Consider the following 19,071-nt stretch of genomic DNA (forward strand, 5'->3'; position numbering starts at 1 on the left):
AAGGATGACGATGCCCGCCTGTCCTTCCTGATGGGGAACTATATCACCCTGACCAACCTGTCGGAGCGGGAGATTGCGCGCATCGCAGAGCTGCGCATCAGCCCCATCAACATCTCGGTTCATGCCACTGATCCGGCCCTGCGGGAGGCCATGCTCAAGCACCGGCGGGCGGGGGAGTGTCTGGCCATCATGGAGCGATTTGCTGCGGCGGGCATCACCATGAACTGCCAGATCGTGGCCTGCCCCGGCGTCAACGACGGCCCCGCCCTGGACCGCACCCTGCGGGAGCTGGGGGCACTCCACCCGGCGGTGGGCAGCGTGGCGGTAGTGCCGGTGGGGGTGACCCGATTCCGGGAGGGCCTGTGTCGGATCGACCCGTACACTCCGGCCCAGGCCGCGGCGGTGCTGGATCAGGTGGAGGCATTTGCCGCTTCTTTCCTGAAAAAGCACAGCACCCACCTGGCTTGGTGTTCCGACGAGTTCTACCTGCTGGCCGGCCGTCCCCTGCCGGAAAAGGGATACTATGAGGACATGGCCCAGATGGAAAACGGCGTGGGGATGCTCCGCCTGCTCACCAGTCAGGCGGCTATGGCCCTGGAGGACATGGAGCTGGAGGAGGCCCCGCCGCCGTTTGCCATTGCCACCGGCGTGTCCGCTGCCCCCTTCTTGCAGAAAATCGTTGACATGTGCCGGGAAAAATGTGGTAATATAATAGGAAATGTCTATCCGATGGTCAACCGCTTTTTCGGGGAGACCATCACGGTCTCTGGTCTGATTACCGGACGGGATCTGATAGAGCAGCTCAAGGGGAAGGCGCTGGGCGAGCGGCTGCTCATCCCGGACAGCATGCTCCGGGCGGGGGAACGGATCTTCCTGGACGACGTCACTGTGGAGCAGGTGGAGGAGGCCCTGGGGGTGCCGGTGACGGCCCTTACGGCTGACAGCGGCTTTGACCTGGTGGACGCCATTCTGGGGCTGCCGGTGGAGACGCCCGCCTATGCCCTGCCGCCGGAGGACGACTATTATCGCTACAACCCGTGACAGAGAGAGTGAGGGTGCTATTATGAAGCCTTTGATTGCAATCGTGGGCCGGCCCAACGTGGGCAAGTCCATGCTGTTTAATAAATTGGTGGGCCAGCGGTTGTCCATCGTGGAGGATACCCCCGGCGTCACCCGCGACCGGCTGTACGCCGAGGCGGAGTGGAGAAACCGGAAGTTCGACCTGGTGGACACCGGCGGCATCGAGCCCTCCGCCGACAGCCAGATTCTGGCCTTTATGCGCCAGCAGGCGGAGATCGCCATCCAGCACGCCACGGTGATCCTCTTTGTCTGCGACATCAAGACCGGCCTCACCGCCTCCGACCAAGAGGTGGCCAACATGCTGCTGCGCTCTCAGAAGCCGGTGGTGCTGGCGGTCAACAAGATGGACCAGGTGGGGATCACCAACCCAGACATTTATGAGTTCTATAACCTGGGACTGGGGGATCCCATCGCGGTCTCCGCCGTCCACGGCCATGGCACCGGGGATCTGCTGGATGCCTGTATGGAGTATTTCCCCCCTGAGGACGAGGAGGAAGAGGAGGACGATGTCATTAAGGTGGCGGTCATCGGCAAGCCAAACGTGGGCAAGTCCTCCCTGGTAAACCGCATCCTGGGGGAGCAGCGGGTGATCGTCAGCGACATGGCGGGCACCACCCGGGACGCGGTGGACAGCTATTTTGAGAACCAGAAGGGCAAGTACCTGTTCATCGACACCGCCGGTATGCGCAAGAAGTCCAAGGTGGACGACCGCATCGAGAAGTTTTCCGTCCTGCGGGCCACCATGGCCATTGAGCGGGCCGACGTGTGCCTGATCCTGGTAGGCGCCAACGAGGGAGTCACCGAGCAGGATACCAAGGTGGCCGGTCTGGCCCACGAGGCGGGCAAGGCATGTATCATCGTGGTCAACAAGTGGGACGCCATTGAGAAGGATGACAAGACTATGGACCACATGCGCCAGGACATCCGCAGGGATCTGTCCTATATGACCTACGCCCCCATTGTCTTCATTTCCGCCCTCACCGGACAGCGGGTGGACCGTCTCTTTGACCTCATCAACTATGTCAATGACCAGGCATCCCTGCGCATTACCACCGGCATGCTCAACACCGTGCTGGCTGACGCCACCGCCCGCGTGCAGCCCCCCACCGACAAGGGACGCCGTCTGAAGATCTACTATATGACCCAGATCGGTATCAAGCCCCCCCACTTTGTTTGCTTCTGCAACGACGCCAAGCTGTTCCACTTCTCCTACCAGCGCTATCTGGAGAACCAGATCCGCTCCACCTTTGGCCTGGAGGGCACGCCAGTCCGGTTGACCATTCGGCAGAAGAGCGACAAGGAGGGATAGTCATGGCAGATCCTACAACAGTTCCCACGGGAATACAGCCTAACCTTCCCGCCGCACTGAGTGAGCTGGGGGCGGCCCTGTTGCTTCCGGCCCTGCTGATCGCAGTGATCGCCTACTTCTGCGGCTGCTTCAACGGGGCGGTCATTGTCTCCAAGTATATCCTGCGGGATGATATCCGCACCCATGGCAGCGGCAACGCGGGCCTGACCAATTTTTTCCGCACCTTCGGCGGCCCATTGACCTTTGTGGTCATCCTGACCGATGTGCTTAAGGCTGTTGTGGCCGTCTGGGTGGGTGTGCTGACTGTCCAGTATTGGGGCGGAGGTACAATATGGGCCCAAGAGGAGATTGCCTTTGAGATTGTGAAATACTGGTCCGGCCTCTTCTGCCTGCTGGGCCACATGTTTCCCTGCATGTTTGGGTTCCGGGGCGGCAAAGGCATCCTCTCCGGCGGAACCGTTGCCTTCCTGCTGGACTGGCGGCTGGCTCTGCTGGCCTGGGGCGGCTTTTTGCTGCTGACTCTTCTGACCCGCTATGTCTCGCTGGGCTCCATCTATGCCGCCGCGTCGTTCCCGGTGGGGACCTGGCTGTTTGTCAGCCATGACCGGATGATTATGCTCCTGTCGCTCATCATCACGGCGCTGATCCTCTGGAAGCACCGGGCCAACTTTATGCGTCTAATCCACGGGAAAGAATCCAAGCTCACGTTTCACAAGAAAAAAGAGGGGGTATAACCAATGAAGGTATCGGTCATCGGCTCTGGCGGCTGGGGCACGGCGCTGGCGCTTCTGCTGCTGGAAAACGGCCATGACGTCACCCTGTGGTCCTACAGCGAGGCGGAGTCCCAGATCCTGCGGGAGAAGCGGGAAAATCCGGTGCTCAAGGGAGTGCCCCTGCCCGAGACGCTCCGCCTGACCACCGACCTGGCCTGCGTCCGGGGCTGCAAGGTGGTGGTGATGGCTACGCCCTCCTTTGCCGTGCGGAGCACCGCCCATCAGTTGGCCCCCCACCTGGAGCCCGGCACCGTCCTGGTTTCGGTCTCCAAGGGCATTGAGAAGGATACCTCCCTGTGCCTGACTCAGGTGATTGCCCAGGAGGTGGGAGAGTGCTATCCGGTGGTAGCCCTGTCCGGGCCCTCTCATGCCGAGGAGGTGGGACGGCGGGTCCCCACCGCCGTGGTTTCCGCGTCGGAGGACCGGGCGGCGGCAGAGCTGGTTCAGGACCTCTTCATGAACGAACGTTTCCGAGTTTATGCCTCCGACGACGTAATCGGCGTGGAGTTGGGCGCGGCGCTGAAAAACGTCATCGCCTTGTGCGCCGGCTGCTGCGACGGCATGGGCTGTGGCGACAACACCAAAGCCGCGCTGATGACCCGGGGGCTGACCGAAATTGCCCGGCTGGTCGTGGCCATGGGCGGCCGGAGGGAGACAGTAGCCGGCCTGGCTGGCGTGGGCGATCTGATCGTCACCTGCACCTCCATGCACTCCCGGAATCGGCGTGCGGGCATCCTCATCGGTCAGGGCACCCCGCCGGAGCAGGCCGTCAAGGAGATCGGCATGGTGGTAGAGGGCTACTATGCCGCCGTGACGGCCACGACACTGGCCAATAAGCTGGGGGTGGAGATGCCCATCGCCCAGGCCGCCTATGAAGTGTTGTACGAGGGCCGGGACGCCCATCTGGTGCTCACAGAACTGATGACCCGGGAAAAAAAGCACGAGCTGGAGGACAGTTGGGTGTAACGGGTATGGCCGGATAAGAAGATGATGCTCTACTGATCCGCAGGCGAAAACCGCCCATGCAAATATCATCCGTCTCACCCTACGGAATTGTGTTGGCAAGGTGGTAGAGAATGCTTGCAAAACGGAAAAAGAAACAAGTGATCGAGAGAGACTTCTTCTTGATCTGGGGTCCCGTATTTCATTTTGCAGCTCTCGTGAGTTTTGGATGTGATTGGCTGAGGATAGGGTATAGCAGTATCAAGGACTCTATCATTCGTGCACTGTGCTTAGTGCCCGTATATTTAGGCGGCTGTTATGCCACCTATAAACTGATGAGGCGGGAGTACAGACATCGGGATATTCTGCATTCCATGGGTGGAATCACTACGGGTCTGGGGGAGTAAAGTGAAAAAATATGGTATATCTGGGGCTCTGTTTTGTCTTTTTCGGTTCTGTTTATGATAACAGGAATTCAGATCCTGACCATTTGAGCAAATACAATAGCCTGGAACCAATCTGAAAGAGTAAGAGAAGAAGCGCGGGGAGTTTACCCGCCGCGTCTCTTCTCCTACGGCTATTCATCATCGGGTTGGGTTAGGCGGTACTCGAGCCGGGGATTTTGGCTTAAGACAAAAGAAAAGCCCTGCACCAAGGTGCAGGGCTTTTTGGAAGTATCACTCACACAGCGCGGGTGACCTTACCCGAACGGAGGCAGCGGGTGCAGACGTACACGTGCTTGGGCGTGCCGTTCACGATCGCCTTGACGCGCTTCACATTGGGCTTCCAGGGGCGGTTAGAGCGGCGGTGAGAGTGGGACACCTGAATACCGAACGTAACGCCCTTATCGCAAAACTCGCATTTGGCCATTTCCTTGAACCTCCTCGCTGGTCAAAGTATCAGCTTATCCTGGACTCAAATCAAAGCATCGAATGATATATTACCAGATGGAGGCTGAAAATGCAAGTATTATTTTTCGCTTTTTCCGGATATTTGGCGGAAGGAGAAGATGGGATTGCCAAATGGAACAAACGCGGCTATACTAAAGCGGTAAGGAAACGAACGGGGTGATCGTATGGACAGCCACTATTCCGTCAAACTGGGGCAGCTCATCAAGGACTTCGAGCTGGAGGTCCTACGGGGGGCGCCGGGCTTTGAGGACATCCTGATCCAAAAAGAGGATGTAAACCGCCCGGCACTTCAGTTGGCGGGCTTTTTTGACTACTTCGACTATAAGCGCATCCAAATGATCGGAAGGGTGGAGGCCACCTATCTGGCCCAGCTCAGTGCAGAGGAGCGGCGCATCAGCTTTGACCAGCTCCTGGCCCGGGATATCCCCTGTCTCATCATCACCCGGGGCATGGACCCCTTCCCGGAGTGCATGGAGCTGGCAGAGCGCTACAACCGCACCATCCTGCGTACGCAAGAGACAACGTCGGCCTTTATGGGCGCCCTGATTGCCACCCTGCGCAACTATCTGTCCCCCCGCATCACCCGGCACGGCGTGCTGGTGGAGGTCTACGGCGAGGGTGTGCTCCTGCTGGGCGAATCCGGCGTAGGCAAGAGCGAGACCGCTATTGAGCTGGTCAAGCGGGGACACCGGCTGGTGGCCGACGATGCGGTGGAGATCAAGCGGGTGGGCGTCAAGCGGCTGGTGGGCTCCGCGCCTGAACTGATCCGCCATTATATTGAGCTGCGGGGTATCGGCGTGGTGGATGTGCAGCAGCTCTTTGGCATGTCCGCCGTCCGCGAGGACCAGGACATCGACCTGGTGGTCAATCTGGAGCAGTGGAACGACAACACCATGTACGACCGGCTGGGCCTGGAGGACCTCTATACGGTTATTCTGGACGTGAAGGTGCCCGCCCTCACGGTGCCGGTGAAACCGGGCCGCAACCTGGCCATCATTGTGGAGGTGGCCGCCATGAACAACCGCCACAAAAAGATGGGCTATAACGCCGCCCAGGCTTTTACGCAGCAGATTAACGAGCACTTCGATCAGGCCCTCAGCGCCCAAAACAAATAGTCAAGCCCGAAGCGGGGCGGCCTTACTGCGGGGCCGTCCCGTTCTGCTGCGGAAAGAACTGGACGCTGACGGAGGAATATGATATAATGTCCCACTAGATTTTGCGTAAAATCAGCCTCGCTTGTCAGAGCCGGGCTGTGGATCAATTGGAGGTAGCTGCTATGTGCGGTATCGTCGGATTCATTGGAACGGAAGAGGCGGCCCCCATCCTGCTGGACGGCCTGGCCCGGCTGGAATACCGGGGCTATGACTCGGCCGGATTGGCCGTGTACGACCAGGTGGAGGGGCTGAAGGTGGTCAAGGCCAAGGGCCGGCTGCAGGTCCTGTCGGACATCGTGGAGGGCGGAAAGAACATCCATGGGACCGTGGGCCTGGGGCACACCCGCTGGGCCACGCACGGGGAGCCGTCGGACGTCAACTCTCACCCTCAGGTCAGCATGTCGGGGCGCATTGCGGTGGTCCACAACGGGATCATTGAGAACTATGTTCAGATCAAGGAATTTCTGGAGTCCAAGGACGTTAAATTTGTCTCACAGACCGACACCGAGGTGGTGGCCCAGCTTCTGGAATACTACTACCGGGGCGACATCATGGAGGCCCTTACCAAGGTGCTCCACCGCATCGAGGGGGCGTATGCCCTCGGCATCATCTGCGCCGACTGCCCCGACCGGCTCATCGCCGCCCGCAAGGACAGTCCGTTGATCCTAGGCTATGGCGAGGGCTGCCATTTCATGGCCAGCGATGTGACCGCCGTTATCAAATACACCCGGGAGGTATGCTATCTGGAGGATGGGGAAATCGCCGTCCTCACGGCGGACGGCATCACCGTCTACAATCACCCCTACCTCCAACCGGTGGAGAAGGAAAAGCACCATGTGGACTGGGAGATCTCCGCCGCCGAAAAAGGCGGGTACGAGCACTTTATGGCCAAGGAGATCATGGAGCAGCCCAAGGCCTTCCGAGACACGGTATTTCCCCGCATCCAGGATGGCCGGGTGGTGCTGGATGACCTGAACATCGACGGAGAGTACCTGAAAAATGCCGACAAGATTTACATCATCGCCTGCGGCTCCTCCTACCATGTGGGTATGGTGGCCAAATACGTCCTGGAAAAACTCCTGCGCAAACCGGTGGAGGTGACGCTGGCCTCCGAATTCCGCTACTGCGATCCGCTGGTGAGTGAGCGGACGCTGTGCATCGTCATCAGCCAGTCCGGTGAGACCATCGACACCCTGGCCGCCATGCGCGAGGCCAAGCGGCTGGGCGCGCGCATTCTGTCCATCGTCAATGTGGTGGGCTCCTCCATCGCCCGTGAGTCCGACGACGTACTCTACACCTGGGCTGGGCCGGAGATCGCTGTGGCGACCACCAAGGCCTACTCCACCCAGCTTGCGGTCATCTACCTGATCGCTCTGCGGTTTGCCGAGCTGCTGGGCACCATCGGGAAAGAGGAATACGAGGATATGGTGGCCGAGCTGCTCACCATCCCCACCAAGATGGAACGTATCCTGGAAAACCGAGAGGCCATCCAGTACTATGCCTCCATCTACTTCAACCACGAGTCCATCTTCTTCATCGGCCGGAACATCGACTACGCCATCGGTCTGGAGGGCTCGCTCAAGCTGAAGGAGATCTCCTATATCCACTCCGAGGCGTATGCCGCCGGCGAACTTAAGCACGGTACCATCTCCCTCATCGAAAACGGCACCCTGGTGGTGGCGCTGGCGAGCTGTGTCCAGTTGTTTGACAAGCTGATGAGCAACGTGGTGGAGGTCAAATCCCGGGGTGCCGACGTGGTGGGCCTGACGGTGGAGTCCAAGGAGAGCGCGCTGAAAAAGACGGTGGACCACGCCATCCTGGTGCCGGATACCCACCCCATGCTGCTGCCCAGCTTGGCTGTGATCCCCATGCAGCTATTTGCCTATTATGTGGCGCTGATGCGGGGCTGTGACATCGACAAGCCCCGGAATCTGGCCAAATCGGTGACGGTGGAGTGAAACGAAATATGAAGAAGAGACTGACGGTCCTCTGCGCGGCCCTGGCCCTGGCCCTGGCCGCCTGCGGCGGCACGGCGGGGGAGAGCGCCCCGCCGGCAGCATCCGCCACACCCTCGCCTGCGGTATTGCCGGTGACGGTGAAGTACGGCATCTCCAATTCCTGGGACGCCCTCATGCCCTACAACAGCGTATCGGGCAGCAACTACGCCCGTATGGTCTACGACAAGATCTATGACCGTCTGGCCTATGTGCATGCGGACGGGACCCTGTCCCCGCGGGCGGCCAAGAGCTGGGAGAGCGCCGACGGCGGCTATGCCATTGTGTTTCATCTGGATGAACGGTCGGCCTTTCACGACGGCACACCGGTGACGGCGGAGCACTGGGCCCGGACCTTTTTCCTGATGACAGACCCTGCGTGTCCCACGCTGGGCCGGGGCAACTTTGCCGGGCTTGTGGGTACGGATGAAGACGGCTGTCGACTGGAGGGGGAGCCCTTCGGAGCGGAAGCGGCGGACCCCTATACCTTCAAGCTCACCTTTAAGGACCCGGTGATCCCTGAGGACTTCCTGCTGGAAAAAAACCGGGAATTCTACGTTCTGCCCACCCACCGGCTGGAGGGGGTGGACCCGGCGGAGATCATGGAGCAGGCGCTTTGGCTGGACCCCATCGGCTCCGGCCCCTGTAAGTTTGTCTCCGAGCTGCCCGGCAGCCAGATCCAATTGGCCGCCAACCCCAAGTATCCGCTCGGCGCGCCCGGCTTCGACTATCTGGTCATCACCGTGATGGATAAGGCCAACCTGCTCACCGCGCTGATCGCCGGGGACCTGGACTACTACGCCATCGGCGGCAGCGTGTCCGCCGAGGATGCCGATGTGGCCCGTTCTCACGGCCTGGAGGTCCTCCCGGGCACCGTGCCCAATACCTTCTATGAGCTGATGCTCAACAACAAGACCCTGCCCGACGCCCAGCTCCGGCGGGCAGTGGAGCTGGCGCTGGACAAAGAGCTGCTCTGCCTGCAAAGCAGCCAGGGGTTGGGGCAAGTGACCGGTAGCTACGTGGTCCCCACCAGCGTCTACGCGCCGCAGGAAAAGACGGCGGCGATTCGGGATACGGAGGAAGCGGAGGCCCTGCTGGCAAAGGCCGGCTACGACGGGCGGACCTTCACCCTGGCCTGTACCTCCAGCCGGGCGGGACTGGCCGCGCTCATGCAGCAGAATCTGGCGGAGGCCGGCATCCGGGTGGAGATTGAGACTGTGGATTCCGCCACTCTGTTTGCCGGAATGTCCGACGGCATCTATGACATGGCCATCGCCAGTCATACCCCCAACGCCCTGCCCTTATGGTTCGTGGAAAGCCGGTTCACGGAGGGCAATAATCTGTTTCATGTGGCTGACCTGTCGCCTTATCAGGCCCTGATCTCCGCCGTCCGGACAGAGCGGGACCAGCCGGCCCGGCAGGCACTGGTGGAGGAGCTGGACAATCTGCTGGCCCAAGAGCGGCCCTTCATCCCGCTGTGGTTCTCCACGGCGCTGCACGTCCAGTCTCCCACGGTGACCGGTATCGACTATCCCTCTGCCAGCTTCTCCAACGAGAATGTGTGGGACTGGGTAAAACGCTGACAAAAGAAAGAAAACCTCCGTAAGGCCGAGCTTTATGGCGTGGCCTGTGCCCCCGGCTTGGGGGCCGGAAGTGCAGGAGGAACGAGCATGGCGCACTATCTCTGGAAGCGGGTTCTCACCGCTGTCCCTGTTTTTTTCGGTATCACGGTATTGGTATTCCTGCTGATGAACGCCGCCCCCGCCGATATCACCGACCTGGCCGGGAGCGAGGGCGGCGGCACCGCCGGAGACAAAGCGCTCCTGGCGGAGACCCTGGGCCTGGACCAGCCCCTGCCGGTACGATATTTTACCTGGCTGGGCGGACTGGTCCGGGGCGAACTGGGCAGGTCGTACCGCTCCGGCCAGGCAGTCTCGGCGCTCATCGGCCAGCGCATCGGGCCATCCCTTCTCCTTACGGGGACGGGGGTGCTCCTTGCGGTGGCCGTCGCCCTGCTCTTGGGGGTCCTGTCGGCCTGGAAGCCGCGGTCCCGCTGGGACAACCTTGCCTCCAACCTTGCCATGACGGGCTCGGCCACGCCGGGCTTTTTCCTGGCCCTGCTGGCAATCTATTTCTTCTCCGTCCGGCTGCGCTGGCTGCCGGCGGCCTTTACCAGTGACTACGGCGGCGGGAGCCTGCGGGAGCTGCTGCGCCACCTGTTCCTGCCGGCGCTGGTCATCGCGGTCAGCAACGTGGGCGGCTTGCTGAAGCAGACCCGCAGCGCCTGCCTGGAGGTGCTGGGGGAGGACTATATCACCACTGCCCGGGCCAAAGGGCTGCGGGAGGGCGTAGTGGTCCTCCGCCACGGCCTGCGCTCCGCCCTCATCCCGGTGCTCACCGCCGTGCTGACCCACATTCCGCATATCATCGGCGGGTCGGTGGTGGTGGAGCGGGTGTTTGGCTGGCCAGGGATGGGCAGTCTCATGTTCTCTGCCATCAGCAGCCGAGACTACAACGTCATCATGGGGGTCACGGTGGTCATCGCCCTGGCGGTGTTGGCCACCAGCCTTCTGCTGGACCTGGTCTATGGCCTGGTGGACCCGAGGGTGCGCTATGAGCGGATATAGAGGCGCATGGGCCCGTTTGCGGGAGGACCGGCGGGCTATGGCCGGATTGGGCCTCCTGGCGGCGGAGCTGCTGCTGGTCCTCCTGCTGCCGCCGCTGCTTGGGCTGGAGCCCAATGTCACCGACCGGGCAGCAGGCTTTTGGGCGGCGCCCTCCGGCGCCCACTGGCTGGGGACCGACGAGGTGGGGCGGGACGTATTGGCCCGTCTGATCTGCGGGGGGCGGGTATCCCTGCTGGTGGGCTTTGCGTCGGCGGCCCTGAGTCTGCTGATCGGCGTCCCTCTGGGCCTGCTGGCTGGCTACCGGCGGGGCAAATGGGAGTTCTGGATCATGCGCTGCGCCGATGTGTTCCAGTCCTTTCCCAGCATCGTGCTGATCCTGTGCCTGGTAACCCTGGTGGGTCCGTCCGTGGTCAATATCATTCTGGTCATCGGGCTGATGGGGTGGGTGAGCATCGCCCGGCTGGTTTACGGCAACACCCTGTCCATCCGGGAGAAGGAATACATTCTGGCCGTCCGAGCCCTGGGCGCTCCCACCAGAACCATTTTACGGCGCAACGTGCTGCCCAACGCCGTGGCTCCGGTATGGGCAGCCCTGGCCCAGCGGGTGGGGCGGGCCATCCTGTCCGAGTCCAGCCTCAGCTTTCTGGGGGTGGGCATCCGTACGCCTCAGGCATCCTGGGGCAACCTGATCCAATACGCCACCGGCCTGGCCACCTTCACCGGGCGGCCTTGGGTGTGGATTCCGCCCGGGGTATGCATCGTGCTGACGGTATTGGCCCTCCAATGGGTGGGGGATGGGCTGCGGGATGCGCTGGACCCGCGCTGCCGCATCTGGAGTGAAAAATCATCCCGGCACACATAACCCAGGGCCCGTCCGAATATACTGGCTTATCCCGGAAACAAAAGAGGGGAGGCGCCGGTATGGAATCAGCGTACAGCCGTACGGGTCGGGAGCGTCGGGGAAAGGTCCGGAGCCGCCGGACCGCAGGCGGGTATCATCCGAAAAGAAAGGTGGCGCTGGCCCCGCGGGAGCGGCGCAGACTGACCCAACTGGGGGTATGCCTGGCCCTGTTTTTGGTAATCTTTCTGGGGCGAGGCGTCTTCCCTGAGCGCATGGATACCCTGCGGGGGGAACTGCTCCAGCTCATCCAGACGGACACCGATTTCAAGGCGGCCTTTGCCAATCTGGGCCGCTCCATCCAGCGGGGCGAGCCGGTGCTGGATACGCTGGGAGATCTGTGGGTCGATGTATTTGCAGGGGGCGGGCGGGTGAGCAGCACATATGTGAACCCCAGGGACCACGCTCCGCTGTATCATGAGGAGCTGGCATTCCTCAACGCCAGACCTACGGCGGTGGAGCTGCTGGAGCGCCGGTTTGGCGGCCTGCCGGCCGGGGCAATGTCCCGGCGGGAGACCGTGGCGGAGGACGTGACCGTCCTGCCGTCGGCGCCGGAGCCGGTAGCTTACGACGGCCCCCCTCTGCCGGAGAACGCCACCATGGAGCGGCTGCCGCTGGGCTTGGACCAGACGGCGGCGCCGGTGATGGCGGTGGTCTCGTCCGGCTATGGCTGGCGGGAGCATCCCATTGAGGGCGGCGAGAAGTTCCACGCTGGGGCGGACCTAGCCGCCCCTTATGGAGAAGCGGTGGGGGCCTTTGCCGACGGGGTGGTGGACTACATTGGGGAGAGCCCGGCCTACGGGCAGTATTTGCAGATCCGCCACGCCGGCGGTGTGACCTCCTTTTACGCCCATTGCAGCAAGCTGTGTGTTCAGCAGGGGCAGCAGGTGAAGCTGGGGGAGAAGGTGGCTGAGGTGGGCGACACGGGGGAGACCACCGGGCCTCACCTCCATTTTGAGCTGCGGCTCAACGGGGAACTGCTGAATCCCGTCTACTATATCGAGACTTTGCGTGAGTAGGGATGCTGCGGTGGGGAAGGCTGGAGGTGACCGGCGGCTTTTGTCTGGCTGCCGCGGCACTGTTTTACCTGGATACGGAAAATATCCTGCCATGGGCCCTGCTGGCCTGTGCCCTCCATGAGTCGGGCCACTATGCCGTTACCCGCCTGGCGGGGGGCGGGGTGGCCTATTTTCGCCTTACAGCGGTGGGGGGAGATCTTGGCCTGGATCCGGCCAGGCCCCTGGGCTACGCGGGCGAGATGGCCGCCATCCTGGCCGGACCGACCGTCAATCTGCTTTGCGCCTCGCTGTGCGCCCGGCTGGGCGGCGGGGGAGAGACGGGGCTTCTGTTCGCGGGCCTCAATCTGGCGCTGGGCTGCTTTAACCTGCTGCCCATCTGGCCGCTGGACGGCGGTCGGCTGCTGCTGCTCATCCTGACGGGGCTGATCCCGATCCACTGGGCGGAGCGGACGGTGCGTGGCTGCTCCGCGCTGGCGGCGGGACTGCTGCTGACGGGTGGGCTGCGGCTGCTGGGAGACGGCGGTGGAAATTTTACGCTGCTGCTGGCGGCCCTCTGGCTGCTGGCCGGGATGCTCCAGAGGAGATTTCCAAAGAGAAAAGGGCAAAAGAGCGGGAGAAAGCGAGATTTCCTGTAAAATACGCTTGCATTTCCAGAAGTCCTGTGGTATCATACTTTGGTCTCAATAAAGGGTGGTCCTCTGCGCTGCCGCTCCATCTCACTGGAGGAACGGCGCTCAAAGCGGCATGAACGCCTATAAACTAGGAGGAAAAAACCATGGATCTGATGCAGACATTCTCTGAGAAGTACAAGAAGGCCGAGCCTCCCAAGGTGGAAGTGGGCGATACCGTCCGCGTGCACATTAAGGTCAAGGAAGGCAACCGTGAGCGTATCCAGGTCTTCGAGGGCACCGTCATCGCTAAAAAGCACGGCGGCATCGAGGAGACCTTCACCGTCCGCCGCATCTCCTACGGCATCGGCGTGGAGAAGGTGTTCCCCCTGCACTCTCCCGTGATTGAGAAGATCGAGACCGTCCGCACGGGTAAGGTGCGCCGGGCCAAGCTGTATTACCTGCGTGACCGCGTGGGCAAGAGCGCCAAGATCAAGGAGAAGCTGTAAGCAGTTACTGCCGGAAAAGGAGCGGGAAACCGCTCCTTTTTTGTATATTGTGGATAGAGCAGAAAATGGGTTGCGGACCTTTTCAAACCTCTAGATATTGTGTATAATAATATCTACGCCATAAACCGCCAAGCGGTTTATGCGTGCGGCCACTGCCGCATCATTGCACCTGAACAAAGCCAAAAGCCTTGGGATTCAGGGCTTTTGGCTTTGTTCAGTACGCATTATAATAAAAAATGAGGATGAAGCGCGGAGTGGAAAGGAGCGGGAAATACCATGGACATCCACTGGTATCCGGGGCACATGACCAAGACCCGGCGCATGATTCAGGCCGATCTCAAGCTGGTAGACCTGGTGGCGGAGGTCATTGACGCCCGTGTCCCCATCTCCAGCCGGAATCCCGACATTGATGAGCTGGTGGGGGACAAGCCCCGGCTCATTATTCTGAACCGGGCTGACCAGGCCGATCCGGAACAGACCAGGGCCTGGACCCGCTGGTTTAAGACAAGAGGCTACGCCGTCCTGGAAACCGACAGCAAGACGGGGGGCGGGGTGAATCAGTTTTCCGCTGTCATCAAGGATGCGCTCAAGGAGCAGATTGCCCGCTGGCGGGAAAAGGGCCAGGTAGGCCGCCCGGTGCGGGTGATGGTGGTGGGGGTGCCGAACGTGGGCAAATCCACCTTTATCAATAAAGTGGCAAGGCGAAAATCGGCCAAGGCGGGAGACCGCCCTGGGGTCACCCGTGGAAAACAGTGGGTGGCGGTGGATGCGGGACTGGATCTGCTGGACACGCCCGGTATCCTGTGGCCCAAGTTCGAGGACCAGACGGTGGGCCGGAACCTGGCGTTTACCGGCGCCATCAAGGACGAGGTGATGGACGCTGAGACGCTGGCCTGTTATTTGATGGAGACGCTGGCGGAGCGCTATCCCCAGGCGCTGCTGGAGCGCTACAAGCTGGAGCTGCCCCCGCGGGCCCAGGATGAGGAGACGGGGGGGCTCTCCTATGGCTACGACCTGCTGGAGCGGGCTGCGCGAAAGCGCGGGTTCCTCATTTCCGGCGGCGAGCCGGATACCGAGCGCATGGCCAAGGTGTTGCTGGATGAATTCCGGGCCGGCAGGCTGGGGCGCTTTACACTGGAGACACCGGAAGGGGCGGAAGCGTATGGCGACGGCTGATCTCTGGACGGTGGAGCGGGAATGCCGGGCGCAGGGGCTGCGGCGGATCTGCGGAGCCGACGAAGCCGGCGCCGGCCCTTTGGCCGGAGACGTATACGCCGCCGCGGTGATCCTGCCCTATGGATGCTTGCTGGAGGGCCTCAACGACTCCAAGCAGGTGAGTCCCAAGAAGCGGGACCGGCTTTTTGACGAAATCCGGGAGAAGGCGGTAGCCTGGGCGGTGACGTCGGTGGGCGCCGCCGTTATCGACGAGATCAACATCCTCAACGCCCGCCTTCTGGCCATGGAGCGGGCCATCCAGGCCCTGGACCCCGCGCCGGATTTTGCCCTGATCGACGGCAACCGGGACGCGGGGATCACCTGCCCCCACCGGACGCTGGTCAAGGGGGACAGCCGCAGCGCCAACATCGCGGCGGCCTCCATCCTGGCCAAGGTCAGCCGGGACCGCTACATGGAGAAAATGGCGGCGCTCTACCCCCAATATGAGTTTGAGCGCCACAAGGGCTATCCCACCAAACGCCACTACGAGCTGCTGCGGCAGTATGGGCCCTGTCCCATCCACCGCAGGAGCTTTCTGAAAAAGCTGTGAGCGGGGAGAGCACCCGGCTGCTGGGCCGGTGGGGAGAGGCCTTGGTGGCCGAGTACCTACGGCGGCGAGGTTTCCGGCTCCTGGCGGCCGGCTGGCAATGTCGGTACGGCGAGATTGACCTGATTGCAGAAGATGAACAGTATATCCTCTTTACAGAGGTGAAGCTGCGGAAAAGCGCCGCCTTTGCCCCGGCGCGGGCCTTTGTGGACCGCCGGAAGCAGGCCAGACTGCGGACCACGGCGGAGCTCTATCTCGCGCAGTTCCCCACCGGAAGGCAGCCCAGATTCGACGTGGCCGAGGTCTACGCGCCGGAGGGGACCGCCACCCGGGACCCCGAAATCCATTACATAGAGGATGCGTTTTAAGTGGAAGTATTCGACGGGCACTGTGACACCATATTGCGCTGCTATCTGGAGGGCGGCGGCTTTCGGGAGCGTCCCGGCCATCTGGACCTGACCCGAACCCGGAAATTCAGCCGCTATGCTCAGTTCTTCGCCTGCTTTGGAGAGCCGGAGGACATGCCGGGCCGGCCTCTGTGGGAAGTTTTTCAGGAAGAGGTGGCCCTCTTCCGGCGGGAGATGGAGCAAAACGCCGACCGGGTGGTTTTCTGCCGCAGCGGAAGGGAGGCGGAGGCCGCCTTCGCCGGAGGCCGGGCGGCGGCTTTTCTGTCCGCGGAAGGGGCGGAGCTGCTGGACTGTGATCTGGACAAGCTCCGTCAGGCCCATGCGTGGGGCGTGCGGGCGGTGAACCTGACCTGGAACCATCCCAATGCGCTGTCCGGCACCAACGCCGAGGAGCGGGAGCGGGGACTCAGCTCCCAGGGCCGGGCCTTTGTGCGGGAGATGCAGCGGCTGGGGATGCTGGTGGACGTCTCCCATCTGTCCGACCCGGGCTTCTGGGATGTGATGGAAATCGCGGAAAAACCCATATTTGCCAGTCACTCCAACGCACGGGATGTATTTTTCGACACCAGAAACTTGACCGATGCGCAATTTACTGCCATAATAAAAAACAATGGTGTTGCTGGGCTGAATCTGTACGCCGGTTTTTTGGGCAAGGCGGCGGATCTGGATACCGTCACCAGACATCTGGAGCACTTCCTGGCGCTGGGCGGAGAACGAAACCTCTCCCTGGGCGGCGATTGGGACGGGTGTGCGGTTCTGCCGAGGGGGATGGAGGGCATCCAGGATCTGGACCGGCTTTATGAGCATTTGCTGCGCCGCAATTATCACGAAGAGCTGGTGCGGGGCATTTTTTATTCTAATTTGATGAGGGTAGTGAGTGAAGTATGCAATACGTAAGTACGAGAAACAAGCGGTGGCGCTGCTCGGCCTCCGAGGCCATCGCCCAGGGCTTGGCCCCCGACGGCGGCCTTCTGACGCCGGAGGTGCTGCCCAAGCTGTCCCCAAACGGCCTGACTACCATGACCGACATGTCCTATCAGCAGCGGGCGGTCTTCGTCATGAACTCTTTCCTGGAGGACTTCACCGCCTCCGAGCTGTCCAGCTACGCCAACCACGCCTATGGGCCGGACAAGTTCGACGCCAAGGAAGTTGCCCCCGTCCGTGCAGTGGACGACAGCACCTACTGCCTGGAGCTGTGGCACGGTCCTACCTGCGCCTTTAAGGATATGGCCCTGCAGATGCTGCCCCACCTCCTGTCCGCCTCGCTGGTAAAGAACGAGGAAAAAAAGACGGTCTGCATCCTGGTGGCTACCTCCGGCGATACCGGAAAGGCCGCCCTGGAGGGCTTCCGGGATGTGGACAAGACCCGCATCCTGGTGTTCTATCCGAAGGACGGCGTCTCCGACATCCAGCAGCTCCAGATGCGCACCCAGGAGGGCGGCAACGTTGGGGTCTGCGCCGTGGTGGGCAACTTCGACGATGCCCAGACCGGCGTGAAACGGCTGTTCTCCGACGAGAGCCTGCGGGAAACGCTGGCCGAGCGCGGCTATTTCTTCTCCTCGGCCAACTCCATTAACTGGGGCCGTATCCTTCCCCAGGTGGTGTATTACATCTCGGCCTACTGCGATCTGCTGCGGGAGGGCAAGGTGCAGAAGGGGGAAGCAGTCAACATCTGTGTGCCCACCGGCAACTTCGGCAACATTCTTTCGGCCTACTATGCCGGGCAGATGGGCGTGCCCATCCACAAGCTGATCTGCGCCTCCAACCGCAACAACGTCCTCACGGACTTTTTGCTGACCGGCGTGTACGACCGGAACCGTACGTTCTATAACACCATGTCCCCCTCCATGGATATCCTCATCTCCTCCAATTTGGAGCGGATGCTCTTCGAGTTTACCGAGCACGACGACGAGGAGGTGCGGGGCTATATGGAGGCCCTGGCCCAGACCGGCCGGTATGAGGTGAGCGAACCGGTCAAGAAGAAGCTGGAGCGCCATTTTGCCGCCGGCTGCTGCGACGACGCCGCTACCCAGGCCATGATCGCCAAAATGTGGACTGAGCGCCGCTACCTCATTGACACCCACACCGCCGTGGCCTTTCATGTGCTGGAGCAGTACCGGGCCGGGACGGGGGATGCCACTCCCACCATTGTGGTCTCCACGGCCAGCCCCTTCAAGTTCTGTGACAATGTGCTGGGCGCGCTCGGGGTCCGCGAGCTGGCGGACGGTACGGCCATCCTGAACCAGCTTGCCGAGGTCACCGGCGTTCCGGCGCCCGCGCCCCTGGCCGCCCTGGCCGGCAAGGCTGTGCGGTTCGACCAAGTGGTGGAGAAGGACCGCATGGTGGACCAGGTGCTGGAGATGCTGAAATAATGGCGCTGTTCGCCATTGGAGATACCCACCTCTCTCTGAGCGCCAACAAGCCGATGGATGTGTTCGGAGGCGGCTGGACGGGCTATGTGGACAAGCTGTCCGCCGGGTTTCGCGCGCTGGTGGCGCCGGAGGATACGGTGGTCATCGCCGGGGACGTCTCTTGGGGGATGAGTCTGGAGGAGGCGGAGAAGGATTTCGCCTTCCTGGACGCGCTGCCCGGGAAGAAGCTGCTGCTCAAGGGCAACCATGACTACTGGTGGACCACGGTGTCCAAAATGACCCGCTTTTTTGCCGAGCACGGCTTTACGACCCTGGAAATTCTCCATAACAATTGCCATTTTTATGGGGAGACCGCCCTGTGCGGAACCCGGGGCTGGTTTTACGAGGAGGACCAGAACGGCCATAACGAGAAGGTGTTCAACCGGGAACTCATCCGGCTGGAGGCGTCGCTGAAGGCGGCGGGGGAGCGGCGGAAGCTGTGTTTTCTCCACTACCCGCCCTGTTACGAGGGTTACCGCTGTCCGGAGATCATTGCCCTGATGGAGCGTTATGGCGTGGAGGACTGTTATTACGGCCACCTCCACGGCGGCAGCCACCGCCTGGCGGCACAGGGCAGGCAGGGAGGCCTGTCTTACCACCTGATTGCGGCAGATTTTCTGGGCTTTCGTCCGCTGAAAATCATGGATTGAGGGCGGTTTCGTTTTTT

19 protein-coding genes are annotated in these 19,071 nt (G+C 61.7%); 18 read left to right on the forward strand and 1 reads right to left on the reverse strand.

Annotated elements, in window-relative coordinates; all coding sequences use genetic code 11:
* The 4 genes from B3H64_RS11580 to B3H64_RS11595 all read left to right on the forward strand — a co-directional run.
* Window positions 1–1,041: DUF512 domain-containing protein (locus B3H64_RS11580; RefSeq protein WP_286735270.1), on the forward strand; the 1,041-nt coding region annotated here is incomplete at its 5' end.
* Window positions 1,042–1,063: 22 nt separating this feature from the next.
* Window positions 1,064–2,389 carry a ribosome biogenesis GTPase Der gene (gene der / locus B3H64_RS11585; protein ID WP_349676183.1) on the forward strand — a complete coding sequence of 442 codons (1,326 nt, stop codon included), beginning with the start codon at window positions 1,064–1,066 and terminating at the stop codon, window positions 2,387–2,389.
* A 2-nt stretch (window positions 2,390–2,391) separates the two neighbouring features.
* A complete protein-coding gene (locus tag B3H64_RS11590; protein ID WP_286735271.1) occupies window positions 2,392–3,123 on the forward strand; it encodes a glycerol-3-phosphate acyltransferase in 732 nt (243 codons plus the stop codon).
* A 3-nt stretch (window positions 3,124–3,126) separates the two neighbouring features.
* Window positions 3,127–4,128 carry an NAD(P)H-dependent glycerol-3-phosphate dehydrogenase gene (locus B3H64_RS11595; protein ID WP_286735272.1) on the forward strand — a complete coding sequence of 334 codons (1,002 nt, stop codon included), beginning with the start codon at window positions 3,127–3,129 and terminating at the stop codon, window positions 4,126–4,128.
* A gap of 657 nt (window positions 4,129–4,785) precedes the next feature.
* Here B3H64_RS11595 and rpmB read toward each other — a convergent pair.
* Window positions 4,786–4,974, reverse strand: a complete 189-nt coding sequence (rpmB, locus tag B3H64_RS11600) for a 50S ribosomal protein L28 (protein WP_050618310.1) — start codon at window positions 4,972–4,974, stop codon at window positions 4,786–4,788.
* A gap of 205 nt (window positions 4,975–5,179) precedes the next feature.
* Here rpmB and hprK point away from each other — a divergent pair, with 205 nt between their 5' ends.
* The 14 genes from hprK to B3H64_RS11670 all read left to right on the forward strand — a co-directional run bounded on the left by hprK (window position 5,180) and on the right by B3H64_RS11670 (window position 19,054).
* Window positions 5,180–6,130 carry an HPr(Ser) kinase/phosphatase gene (hprK, locus tag B3H64_RS11605; RefSeq protein ID WP_256319131.1) on the forward strand — a complete coding sequence of 317 codons (951 nt, stop codon included), beginning with the start codon at window positions 5,180–5,182 and terminating at the stop codon, window positions 6,128–6,130.
* Between the two features lie 161 nt (window positions 6,131–6,291).
* On the forward strand, window positions 6,292–8,127 hold the full coding sequence (gene glmS / locus B3H64_RS11610) for a glutamine--fructose-6-phosphate transaminase (isomerizing) (protein WP_286735274.1): 1,836 nt from the start codon (window positions 6,292–6,294) through the stop codon (window positions 8,125–8,127).
* Between the two features lie 8 nt (window positions 8,128–8,135).
* Window positions 8,136–9,746 (forward strand): ABC transporter substrate-binding protein, encoded by a 1,611-nt coding sequence (locus tag B3H64_RS11615; protein WP_094762415.1) that lies wholly within the window; start codon window positions 8,136–8,138, stop codon window positions 9,744–9,746.
* Window positions 9,747–9,833: 87 nt separating this feature from the next.
* Window positions 9,834–10,790 carry an ABC transporter permease gene (locus B3H64_RS11620; RefSeq protein ID WP_050618314.1) on the forward strand — a complete coding sequence of 319 codons (957 nt, stop codon included), beginning with the start codon at window positions 9,834–9,836 and terminating at the stop codon, window positions 10,788–10,790.
* Between the two features lie 37 nt (window positions 10,791–10,827).
* The gene (locus B3H64_RS11625) at window positions 10,828–11,652 is read left to right on the forward strand and encodes an ABC transporter permease (RefSeq protein ID WP_256303639.1); all 825 of its coding nucleotides are present in this window, start codon (window positions 10,828–10,830) and stop codon (window positions 11,650–11,652) included.
* 59 nt (window positions 11,653–11,711) lie between these two features.
* Window positions 11,712–12,707: a M23 family metallopeptidase gene (locus B3H64_RS11630; RefSeq protein WP_050618316.1), complete on the forward strand. Its 996-nt coding sequence runs from the start codon at window positions 11,712–11,714 to the stop codon at window positions 12,705–12,707.
* A gap of 26 nt (window positions 12,708–12,733) precedes the next feature.
* Window positions 12,734–13,342 (forward strand): site-2 protease family protein, encoded by a 609-nt coding sequence (locus tag B3H64_RS11635; protein ID WP_238073287.1) that lies wholly within the window; start codon window positions 12,734–12,736, stop codon window positions 13,340–13,342.
* A 140-nt stretch (window positions 13,343–13,482) separates the two neighbouring features.
* Complete coding sequence (rplS, locus tag B3H64_RS11640; protein ID WP_050618317.1) at window positions 13,483–13,824, forward strand: 50S ribosomal protein L19; 342 nt, start codon at window positions 13,483–13,485, stop codon at window positions 13,822–13,824.
* Window positions 13,825–14,100: 276 nt separating this feature from the next.
* Window positions 14,101–15,000 (forward strand): ribosome biogenesis GTPase YlqF, encoded by a 900-nt coding sequence (gene ylqF, locus B3H64_RS11645; protein WP_286735279.1) that lies wholly within the window; start codon window positions 14,101–14,103, stop codon window positions 14,998–15,000.
* Complete coding sequence (locus B3H64_RS11650; RefSeq protein WP_050618319.1) at window positions 14,987–15,589, forward strand: ribonuclease HII; 603 nt, start codon at window positions 14,987–14,989, stop codon at window positions 15,587–15,589. The genes ylqF and B3H64_RS11650 overlap by 14 nt, the downstream gene beginning before the upstream one ends.
* Window positions 15,586–15,954: a YraN family protein gene (locus B3H64_RS11655; RefSeq protein WP_050618320.1), complete on the forward strand. Its 369-nt coding sequence runs from the start codon at window positions 15,586–15,588 to the stop codon at window positions 15,952–15,954. Before B3H64_RS11650 ends, B3H64_RS11655 begins: the two co-directional genes overlap by 4 nt.
* Window positions 15,955–16,890, forward strand: coding sequence for a dipeptidase (locus B3H64_RS11660; RefSeq protein WP_286735280.1), 936 nt, complete (start codon window positions 15,955–15,957; stop codon window positions 16,888–16,890).
* Entirely contained in the window at window positions 16,878–18,365 is a 1,488-nt protein-coding gene (thrC, locus tag B3H64_RS11665) for a threonine synthase (protein WP_050618322.1), read from the forward strand. The genes B3H64_RS11660 and thrC overlap by 13 nt, the downstream gene beginning before the upstream one ends.
* Window positions 18,365–19,054: a metallophosphoesterase gene (locus B3H64_RS11670; RefSeq protein ID WP_050618323.1), complete on the forward strand. Its 690-nt coding sequence runs from the start codon at window positions 18,365–18,367 to the stop codon at window positions 19,052–19,054. The genes thrC and B3H64_RS11670 overlap by 1 nt, the downstream gene beginning before the upstream one ends.
* Window positions 19,055–19,071 lie beyond the last annotated feature (17 nt).

The sequence above is a fragment of the Intestinimonas sp. UBA1698 genome (assembly GCF_002320075.1).
GTDB classification, from domain to species: domain Bacteria; phylum Bacillota; class Clostridia; order Oscillospirales; family Oscillospiraceae; genus Intestinimonas; species Intestinimonas massiliensis.